15 protein-coding genes are annotated in these 8,700 nt (G+C 41.0%); all 15 read right to left on the bottom strand.

Going from position 1 to position 8,700, the window contains the following annotated elements; all coding sequences use genetic code 11:
* Window positions 1–96, bottom strand: a 96-nt coding sequence (locus tag T489_RS15000) for a GTP-binding protein (RefSeq protein WP_198020477.1), incomplete at its 3' end; no start/stop codon positions are given.
* 68 nt (window positions 97–164) lie between these two features.
* Window positions 165–2,264, bottom strand: a complete 2,100-nt coding sequence (fusA, locus tag T489_RS0111340; protein WP_031580147.1) for an elongation factor G — start codon at window positions 2,262–2,264, stop codon at window positions 165–167.
* 94 nt (window positions 2,265–2,358) lie between these two features.
* Entirely contained in the window at window positions 2,359–2,829 is a 471-nt protein-coding gene (gene rpsG, locus T489_RS0111335) for a 30S ribosomal protein S7 (RefSeq protein WP_031580146.1), read from the bottom strand.
* A gap of 92 nt (window positions 2,830–2,921) precedes the next feature.
* Window positions 2,922–3,296 carry a 30S ribosomal protein S12 gene (gene rpsL / locus T489_RS0111330; protein ID WP_031580145.1) on the bottom strand — a complete coding sequence of 125 codons (375 nt, stop codon included), beginning with the start codon at window positions 3,294–3,296 and terminating at the stop codon, window positions 2,922–2,924.
* Between the two features lie 169 nt (window positions 3,297–3,465).
* Complete coding sequence (locus T489_RS15785; protein WP_232218316.1) at window positions 3,466–3,663, bottom strand: hypothetical protein; 198 nt, start codon at window positions 3,661–3,663, stop codon at window positions 3,466–3,468.
* 94 nt (window positions 3,664–3,757) lie between these two features.
* Complete coding sequence (locus tag T489_RS14455) at window positions 3,758–4,120, bottom strand: DsrE family protein (protein WP_051622077.1); 363 nt, start codon at window positions 4,118–4,120, stop codon at window positions 3,758–3,760.
* On the bottom strand, window positions 4,117–4,461 hold the full coding sequence (locus T489_RS0111315; protein WP_051622075.1) for a DsrE/DsrF/TusD sulfur relay family protein: 345 nt from the start codon (window positions 4,459–4,461) through the stop codon (window positions 4,117–4,119). The genes T489_RS14455 and T489_RS0111315 overlap by 4 nt, the downstream gene beginning before the upstream one ends.
* Before the next feature lie 45 nt (window positions 4,462–4,506).
* Window positions 4,507–4,890 carry a RidA family protein gene (locus tag T489_RS0111310; protein WP_031580141.1) on the bottom strand — a complete coding sequence of 128 codons (384 nt, stop codon included), beginning with the start codon at window positions 4,888–4,890 and terminating at the stop codon, window positions 4,507–4,509.
* Between the two features lie 132 nt (window positions 4,891–5,022).
* Window positions 5,023–5,385, bottom strand: coding sequence for a 50S ribosomal protein L7/L12 (gene rplL / locus T489_RS0111305; RefSeq protein ID WP_031580140.1), 363 nt, complete (start codon window positions 5,383–5,385; stop codon window positions 5,023–5,025).
* A gap of 42 nt (window positions 5,386–5,427) precedes the next feature.
* Complete coding sequence (gene rplJ, locus T489_RS0111300; RefSeq protein ID WP_031580139.1) at window positions 5,428–5,928, bottom strand: 50S ribosomal protein L10; 501 nt, start codon at window positions 5,926–5,928, stop codon at window positions 5,428–5,430.
* 195 nt (window positions 5,929–6,123) lie between these two features.
* Window positions 6,124–6,819 (bottom strand): 50S ribosomal protein L1, encoded by a 696-nt coding sequence (rplA, locus tag T489_RS0111295; protein WP_031580138.1) that lies wholly within the window; start codon window positions 6,817–6,819, stop codon window positions 6,124–6,126.
* 3 nt (window positions 6,820–6,822) lie between these two features.
* Window positions 6,823–7,251, bottom strand: coding sequence for a 50S ribosomal protein L11 (gene rplK, locus T489_RS0111290; RefSeq protein WP_031580137.1), 429 nt, complete (start codon window positions 7,249–7,251; stop codon window positions 6,823–6,825).
* Between the two features lie 185 nt (window positions 7,252–7,436).
* Window positions 7,437–8,003: a transcription termination/antitermination protein NusG gene (gene nusG / locus T489_RS0111285; RefSeq protein WP_031580136.1), complete on the bottom strand. Its 567-nt coding sequence runs from the start codon at window positions 8,001–8,003 to the stop codon at window positions 7,437–7,439.
* A gap of 9 nt (window positions 8,004–8,012) precedes the next feature.
* Window positions 8,013–8,471 carry a preprotein translocase subunit SecE gene (gene secE / locus T489_RS0111280; RefSeq protein WP_051622073.1) on the bottom strand — a complete coding sequence of 153 codons (459 nt, stop codon included), beginning with the start codon at window positions 8,469–8,471 and terminating at the stop codon, window positions 8,013–8,015.
* A gap of 137 nt (window positions 8,472–8,608) precedes the next feature.
* Window positions 8,609–8,700, bottom strand: a 92-nt coding sequence (locus T489_RS14745) for an EF-Tu C-terminal domain-related protein (protein ID WP_018748561.1), incomplete at its 5' end; no start/stop codon positions are given.

Genomic DNA, 8,700 nt, shown 5'->3' with positions numbered 1-8,700 from the left:
GATAGCTGCAGTTAAAGTAGTCTTACCATGGTCTACGTGACCGATTGTACCTACGTTCACGTTAGTCTTTGTACGTTCAAACTTTTCCTTTGACACGATTTTATTCCTTAAAAATAAATTTAATTACACACCTCCATCCTCAGCGAATGGAGGTATCATCCAAATTAGTTATTGCTACGAGCTTCGATTACAGCATCAGCAATGTTCTTAGGAGTTTCGGCATAACGACCGAATTCCATTACGTAAGATGCACGACCCTGAGTCTGTGAACGGAGGTCAGTTGCATAACCGAACATTTCTGCTAATGGAACCATTGCACGAACAATCTTACCGGTTGGGCCGTCTTCCATACCTTCAACGATACCACGACGACGGTTCAAGTCACCGATAACGTCACCCATGTAATCTTCTGGAGTATCAACTTCAACCTTCATTAAAGGTTCGAGTAATACTGGAGAAGCCTTCATGAAACCTGCCTTGAATGCCATAGAACCGGCAATCTTGAATGCCATTTCAGAAGAGTCAACTTCATGGTATGAACCATCGTAACAGGTAACCTTAACGTCAACAACTGGGTAGCCAGCGAGAACACCGTTAGCGATCTGTTCCTGAACACCCTTGTCAACAGCAGGTACGTATTCCTTAGGAATAACACCACCAACGATAGCGTTAACGAATTCGTAACCCTTGCCTTCTTCCTGAGGTTCAAGACGTAACCAGCAGTGACCGTACTGACCACGACCACCAGACTGACGTACGAACTTACCTTCAATTTCGGTAGCAGCACGAATAGTTTCACGGTATGCAACCTGAGGCTTACCTACGTTACATTCAACCTTGAATTCGCGACGCATACGGTCAACGATGATATCGAGGTGTAATTCACCCATACCAGAAATAATGGTCTGACCTGATTCTTCATCAGTGTGTACACGGAATGAAGGGTCTTCCTGAGCCAAACGCTGTAAAGCGAGAGCCATCTTTTCCTGGTCAGCCTTGGTCTTAGGTTCTACAGCAACAGAAATAACTGGTTCTGGGAATTCCATACGTTCAAGGATGATTGGAGCATTTTCATCACAGAGAGTATCACCGGTAGTAACATCCTTTAAGCCGATAGCAGCAGCGATATCACCAGCTAATACTTCCTTGATTTCATTACGCTTATCAGCGTGCATCTGCACGATACGACCTAAACGTTCACGCTTGCCCTTTACAGCATTGAGAACGAAATCGCCTGAATTGATAACACCTGAGTAGCAACGTAAGAAGGTTAAGTTACCTACGAATGGGTCGGTAGCAATCTTGAATGCGAGAGCAGAGAAAGATTCCTTATCGCTGGTTGCACGAGTTGCTTCTTCACCGTTTGGTAATTCACCCTTAACAGGAGGAATATCAAGTGGAGATGGAAGGAAGTCGATTACAGCGTCAAGCATTCTCTGAACACCCTTGTTCTTAAATGCAGAACCACAGGTTACAGGAACGATTTCACAATTGATGGTACGCTTACGGAGAGCAGCAACGATTTCTTCTTCAGTTAACTCTTCACCGCCGAAGAACTTATCAAGAAGAGCTTCGTCAGCTTCTGCAGCTGCTTCAACCATCTTGCCACGCCATTCGTCAACCATTTCTTCCATTTCAGCAGGAATGTCAACGTACTTGAAAGTGGTACCCTGATCTTCAGTGTTCCAGTCGATTGCCTTACGCTTGATAAGGTCAACAACACCAACAAAGTTATCTTCTGAACCAATAGGAAGCACTACAGGTACTGGGTTACCCTTTAATCTGGTGCGGATCTGTTCAACAGCGCGCATGAAGTTTGCACCGGTACGGTCCATCTTGTTGATGAATGCGATACGTGGTACATGATACTTGTTAGCCTGACGCCATACGGTTTCAGACTGAGGCTGTACACCACCTACAGCACAGTAAACCATTACTGCGCCGTCGAGAACACGCATTGAACGTTCAACTTCGATAGTGAAGTCTACGTGACCCGGGGTGTCGATGATATTGAAACGATGCTTCTTGTACTGGTGATTCATACCGTCCCAGAAACAGGTGGTAGCAGCAGAAGTAATGGTAATACCACGTTCCTGTTCCTGTTCCATCCAGTCCATAGTAGCGGCACCATCATGTACTTCACCAAGCTTGTGGTTTACACCGGTGTAAAACAGAATACGTTCAGTGGTAGTAGTCTTACCGGCGTCGATGTGAGCTGAAATACCGATGTTACGGTAGAGCTCAATTGGAGTTTGACGAGCCAAAATATATTCCTCTTTAAATCATCCAACTTGTGGATAAAATAATCTATTCTTAATGAGGGACTGCATAAAACCATACAGTCCCGCAAATTCAGTTCTACCAGCGGTAGTGAGCGAAAGCCTTGTTTGCTTCAGCCATACGATGTACGTCTTCACGCTTCTTAACAGCAGTGCCCTTGTTGTCAGCAGCGTCTAAGAGCTCACCGGCGAGGCGCTGAGCCATGGACTTTTCACCACGGGAGCGTGCGGCTTCTACTAACCAACGCATTGCTAAAGCATTACGACGAACTGGACGTACTTCAACTGGAACCTGATAAGTTGAACCACCTACACGGCGGGACTTAACTTCCACTGAAGGGCGGATATGATCAAGTGCTTCTTCGAAAATAACTAAATGTTCTTTACCACTCTTTTCAGCGATAATATCTAAAGCACCGTAAACAATACTTTCTGATACTGACTTCTTACCGTCAACCATAACGATATTGATGAACTTAGCCAGTAATTCTGAACCGAACTTTGGATCAGGTAAAATCTTACGCTGACCTACAACACGACGTCTAGGCATCTTAAAATCCTCGTATTTTCAGGGGTTACCCAAAACTATATAAAAAAAGTTAAAAAAAATTGCCAGTTTGGCCTTACTTAACGGGGAATCCATTAAGCCTTAGGCTTCTTCACACCGTACTTAGAACGAGCCTGCTTACGATCCTTAACACCAGCGCAGTCTAAAGCACCACGGATGGTATGGTAACGTACACCAGGTAAGTCCTTAACACGACCACCACGGATCAGAACAACAGAGTGTTCCTGAAGGTTGTGACCTTCACCGCCGATGTATGAAGAAACTTCAAAACCGTTAGTTAAACGTACACGACATACTTTACGAATAGCTGAGTTAGGCTTCTTCGGAGTAGTAGTATACACACGAGTACAAACACCGCGCTTCTGTGGGCAAGCTTCTAATGCTGGAACCTTGTTCTTAACAACTTGCTTAACACGTGGCTTACGTACTAGCTGATTGATTGTAGCCATTTACGCTCCCAAATATATTTAAAAAAATCACGATAATAAATTATCAGTCCCTGTATTCTATAACATACAAAAATGTAAAAAAAAAACAATATTAAAGAATACAGTCAGCGAATTATACATTTATAAATTTGAAAATTCAATATTAGGTTATATATTAGCCACAAAAAAATTATTTCCAGACAACTGGAGAGCCATGTTTCACTATTATATTTATTAATTCATCATGATTAAGGGAATCAAAACCTAATATTTTTGCTTTATCAGTTACACCATAAGCTTCGGCATAGGTATCTATTACATAGATTTTGGCATTGGTTGTGAATTTGATTGAAGAATCATTCAGCAGAAGAAGGGCGTCGTTTGACATAATAACAGCATCATCACTTCTAAGAAATGAGATACACCTATTCCATAAACGTTCATCAAATACTGTAAATATATTAATCTTCACACTGCACCTGTTAGAAAGTAAACACATGTTTTGACTGACAAATAAGGGTATAGCACTTTTCTGATGAAATACAGGTTATTCCTGATATTGTATCGGACAATCGCTTTCTGACACTATCTGATAATTCACCATTATCCTCAACAAACACGTTGTTTATATCGTAAAGATCCAACATTCCAAACGTTTTAATAAAGTCTCTTTCTCCTGTCAGGACTGGCTTTAGAGATGATGCGTTAAAAAAAATCGGAACACATTCCTTCATAAAAACTACGGATACATCATCATTAAAAGCACTTATCCCAAGCACAAAATCAAGAAATTCTCTGAATTTTGAAAGATTGCAGGAATTAATTACACAAACAATACCACTCATAGGGATATCACCCTATCCGCATTCTTAATCATATCAGACAGTTCACCAAGACCTGAGCAGGTAAAATCTTTTGAGGTACAGGACTTATCCACACCTCTTCTTAATCCAGCAGATTCACAAAAATAAATCTTTGAGCGACGGGCAAGCTCTGAAAAAATAGATTGAGGATTAAATTCGTCAGAAGCCGGACTTATCGTCTTTAATGCATTGTATACACCATCTGAGTACAAAAAAATTTTCAAATGATGACCTGCTTTCAAAATAGAAACGGATAGATCAAGCGCCAGTTTAAGTCTTGAGTCTCCGTACGGACCTGAAGTAATTACTAAAACAAAATTCATTTGTACTCCGGAAAGGGTGCCAAACACCCTTTCACATAAGATCAATTAGTCTTTGTAAGCTACAAGTTCAACTTCACAGAGAACATCCTTTGGTAATCTTGCAACTTCAACACATGAACGTGCTGGAGCAGAAGTACCAAAATACTCAGCATAAACTTCATTGAATGCAGCAAAGTCATTCATGTTCTTAATAAAGCAAGTAGTTTTTACTACATCAGTAGCAGCAAAACCAGCTTCTTCAAGAATGGCAATAAGATTACGGCATGACTGGTGAGCCTGAACTTTGATATCACCGGTTACAAGAGTATTTGATTTTGGATCTAATGGAATCTGACCAGAGGTAAACAGGAAATTACCAACCTTTGTAGCCTGAACGTATGGACCGATAGCTGCTGGAGCATTTGGAGTGTTAATTACAACTTTACTCATATAAATCACCTTTAATATAACAATAATAATGAAAGTGAAATTATTATAAATCTAAATTAAAAAAAAGTATAAAAAAAGCATACTGCAAAACAGTATGCTTTTCGTAAAGAAATTTATAAAGTAATCAGATAATTACTTTAATTCAACCTTAGCACCAGCTTCTTCTAAAGACTTCTTAAGAGCTTCAGCTTCGTCCTTTGAAGCGCCTTCCTTGATCTTAGCAGGAGCAGATTCTACTAAGTCCTTAGCTTCCTTAAGACCTAAACCGGTAGCACCACGAACAGCCTTGATTACGTTGATCTTGTTAGCACCAACATCAGCTAAAACTACGTCGAATTCGGTCTTTTCTTCAGCAGCAGCAGCGCCAGCAGCTGGGCCAGCAACAACAGCAGCAGCGGCAGAAACGCCGAACTTTTCTTCCATAGCAGCTACGAGTTCAACAACTTCAACAACTGACATACCAGCGATTGCTTCTAAAATTTCTTCTTTAGTCATTTGATAATTTCCTAAAATTATTTGTTAACAATAAAACTATAATTAAGCAGCTTCTTTGAGCTTGTCGCCTAAGGCAGCTAAAGTACGAACTAACTTGCCAGCTGCAGCTTCCTTCATGGTTGCCATGAGACGTGCAATTGCTTCTTCGTAAGTTGGTAATGTAGCTAAGCGATCAATATTTTCTGCTGAAATGAATTCACCTTCAAAAGCAGCACCCTTTACTGAGAAATTCTTGTTGTTCTTAGCGAATTCCTTGAACAGACGGGCAGCAGCGCCTGGATGATCAAAAGAAAATGCAACAAGAGTTGGACCAGTGAAGGTTTCAGCCATACATGCGAACTCGGTACCTTCTACGGCACGGGCAAGCAGAGAGTTACGTACGATTCTTGCGTCAACCTGGTTGTCACGACATAACTTACGTAAAGCAGTCATGTCAGCAGCAGATACACCACGAGAATCAGCAACTACAGCTGATTTAGCGCTCTTGGCAAGTTCAGCAACTTCAGCAACTATAGCCTTCTTGTCGTTGATTAATAATGCCATTTAGCAAAACTCCTGGAAAATAACCCGACAAATGTCGGAAACACCCTTTTCAGGGACTTCGGAAATATCCAGAAAAAAGAAATCTTTCTCTGAAGTCTTTTCCGTCTGCGCAGGAAATTAAGGTTTCCCACCTGCGGTCTTGGACGGGAGCAGGACTCCCGAACAGGATGAGTTTACAAACCCATCCTAAAAAAACTAGTCAGCCAGACCGTTCTTATCTAAAGCAACACCGGCACCCATAGTAGATGACAGGAATACCTTAGAAATGTACTGGCCCTTAGCAGTAGCAGGCTTAGCCTTCTTAACAGCTGAAATAAGAGCGTTAAGGTTTTCGATAAGAGCTTCGTTAGTGAAACTGATCTTACCGATAGCAGCCTGAATGTTACCCTGCTTGTCGTTACGATAACGTACCTGACCTGCCTTAGCATTCTTAACAGCTTCAGCAACGTTAGGGGTTACGGTACCAACCTTTGGATTAGGCATTAAACCACGTGGACCGAGGATCTGACCTAACTGACCTACAACACGCATTGCATCAGGAGAAGCGATAACTACGTCAAACGCAATTTCATTCTTCTTAACCTGGTCAGCTAATTCTTCCATACCTACGTATTCAGCACCAGCAGCCTTAGCTTCATCAGCCTTAGCGCCCTGAGTAAATACTGCAACACGTACAGACTTACCGGTACCATTTGGAAGTACTACTGAACCACGAACAGTCTGATCAGACTTACGTGGGTCGATACCTAACTGAATTGCAACGTCAACAGATTCGTCGAACTTGCAGGTAGCAAACTTACGAATAACTTCAACAGCTTCTGCTGGAGAATATTCCTTGGTCTTATCAACGCCTTCCTTGATAGCCTTCATGCGCTTTGATAATTTAGCCATCTATTAGTCCTCCACCTGAATACCCATTGAACGTGCAGTACCAGCGATTGAACGAGCAGATGCTTCTAAATCAGCACCAGTCATGTCGCCGTCCTTCTTTCCAGCAATTTCAAGAAGCTGAGCCTTGGTAATCTTACCAACGATTTCAGTACCAGGCTTGTGAGAAGCGGTCTCTAAACCTAAGGTCTTCTTGATAAGGAATGATGCTGGAGCAGTCTTGGTAACAAATGTAAATGATTTGTCAGAGTAAACAGTAATAATTACTGGAACAGGTGAACCCTTGTCCATCTTTTCTGTCTTGGCGTTGAATGCCTTACAGAATTCCATAATGTTTACACCATGCTGACCTAAAGCAGGACCAACAGGAGGAGCTGGGTTTGCCATACCAGCCTTAACCTGAAGCTTAATATATGCTTGAACTTTCTTAGCCATTTTTATGCCTCGCGGGTTCAGACGCATGCAGAAATGCACACTCCCCAATTAATAAAAAATAATAACTTCCTCACAAAATAGAGGTGGTGAGATTATACTCAATTATACGATTGAGTCAACATTTATTTTCAGTAAATAAAAAAGAAGAGGCTTCCCCCTTCTTTTTACGACCTTAAGTACTAGTACTAAAGATCTTTTTCTACCTGAGAGAAATCCAAATCTACAGGAGTATCTCTACCAAAAATTGAAATTGAAACAGTGACACGATTCTTTTCATAGTCAACTGCTTCAACAGTACCTGTAAAGTCTTTAAAGGCACCTTCTTTAGCTCGAACCTTTTCACCAACTTCAAATTTAGTCTTCTGGGTTGGAGCATTTTCAGTTTCTTTAAGACGACCTAAAATTCTCTCTGCTTCAGCGTCAGTAATAGGCATTGGATGATCTATGTTACCACCAACAAAACCAAGAACACGGTCAGTATGGCGAACAAAAAGCCAGGTCTTTTCATTCATCACCATGTGAATAAGCACATACCCAGGAAAGAACTTCCGCTGAGACTCACGCTTCTTACCGTCGCGATATTCCTTTACTCTTTCCATTGGAACCAGAACATCGTCAATCAGTTCTTTCATCTCTTCATTCTGTTCAATACTCTGAAGAAGAGTTTCTCTTACTCTCAGTTCATAGCCAGAAAATGCCTGAATAACGTACCATCTTTTTTTAGCACCTGAATTTGAACTTTCTGTGGTCATATCTGTTCCTTAGATTGAATTGACACTGTCAAGAATAAACATAAAGAATACATCAAACACCCAAAGCATAAGAGAAAGCATAACTGCGATAATGCCTACCATAATGGTTACCTGCTTGGTCTTCTGTGCATCAGGCCAAACTACGCGTCTTACTTCTGTGTATGATTCTTTGGCAAAGGATAATCCCTGTCTACCCTTATTAGTACAAAGAGCAACAACAACAGCCAGAAGAACTACAAGAACAACACCCAACCCTTTCAACAGTGAGTTAATGCTGTCGTTAAATACGTCGCTGTATTCTTTATTTAAATAATAATTACCGAAAATGGCAACAGCACACAGTAAGATTGATAAAATCCATAATGATGCATTTGCACCTACAGAAATCTGTCTTGTCAGAAAACTGTCAGCAACATTTTGGGTTGATGCATTAACAACTGGATTTTTGTTCTCAGCTTTAGAGGCCATTATTAAAATCCTTATTCAAACACTACTTATATAAATAAACTTTGCTTCACTTGAAAGCAAAGTTAGTATATCACTAAAATTATAAAAATCTAAAAAAACCCCGAAAATATCGGGGTTTTTTATCTAGTCAGATAAGATTATTCGATAACCTTAGCAACAACACCAGCGCCTACAGTACGGCCACCTTCACGAATTGCGAAGCGTAAACCCTGTTCCATAGCGATTGGGT

The sequence above is a fragment of the Ruminobacter sp. RM87 genome, from assembly GCF_000701925.1.
In the GTDB taxonomy this organism is placed as follows: domain Bacteria; phylum Pseudomonadota; class Gammaproteobacteria; order Enterobacterales; family Succinivibrionaceae; genus Ruminobacter; species Ruminobacter amylophilus.
Note: the sequence above shows the minus strand (reverse complement) of the source record. Positions and strands in the feature narration are given on the sequence as shown.